Source organism: Bizionia hallyeonensis, assembly GCF_042657385.1.
Lineage (GTDB): Bacteria > Bacteroidota > Bacteroidia > Flavobacteriales > Flavobacteriaceae > Algorimicrobium > Algorimicrobium hallyeonense.
In genome coordinates this window covers 1-764 of sequence record NZ_JBHSLA010000026.1, presented here as the reverse complement: position 1 = coordinate 764, position 764 = coordinate 1, and the positions used below count along the sequence as shown (strand labels likewise).

1 protein-coding gene is annotated in these 764 nt (G+C 32.7%); it reads right to left on the bottom strand.

Translation table 11 applies throughout. The features are described from left to right. Positions 1-97 precede the first annotated feature (97 nt). Positions 98-469 carry a transposase gene (locus tag ACFPH8_RS15015; protein WP_282032724.1) on the bottom strand — a complete coding sequence of 124 codons (372 nt, stop codon included), beginning with the start codon at positions 467-469 and terminating at the stop codon, positions 98-100. Positions 470-764: the final 295 nt, after the last annotated feature.

Genomic DNA, 764 nt, shown 5'->3' with positions numbered 1-764 from the left:
CGAGATTTGTATTTATAATACGCATCACGTTTAAGTCCAAAACAACGGGTTATAGTTGTTAACGAAGCAAATCCCCTAGATTTCTCTTTAGCTTTTATTAAGGCTTTATACTTAACTTTTTTTTTAGCTCATTAACCGATTTATAGCCAAGATCTTCAGCAGCTACTTCCAAGTAAGAATCCAATACCATGGCATCCAGATCCTTTTTAAGTAGTAGTTTTTTAAGCTGTTCAATTTCTTTTTGAAGTGCTTTAATTCTAGATATTTCGTCTTTTGTTTCCACTTTTACTCTGGTGTTCATTAAGTCTTTCCGATTGTACTTTTTAATCCATTCGTTAACCGTTGTAGGTGCAATAGAATAGAGTTTACAAAGTTCACTCTTGGTGTGTTTTCCCGTTGTAAGTTCGGCTAAAATTTTTAATTTGAAAGGTTCGCTGTAACGTCTAATTACTTTGTCATTTTTATACATAATTGTTTTGAATTATGTAGCCTTATTTTAGGACGGGTCAAGCTTGCTTACAACGTGTTTGTGTATGATTAGTTGCGTGTTTTAAGTACTAAAGTTAGCAAATAAAAACCGAATAGAAAGTCCGCGAGGACTTTCGTAAGTAGGCGATAACCAAGCAATTAATTATACACGGCTTAAGTTTACAATTCATTAAATTAGATAAATAATCAGAAAGAACAAAAGAGAGGATTAAGGTTAATATACACGGTGAAGATTAAACTTCGTCAACATTGATAATCCCCTCTCTTTTACTACT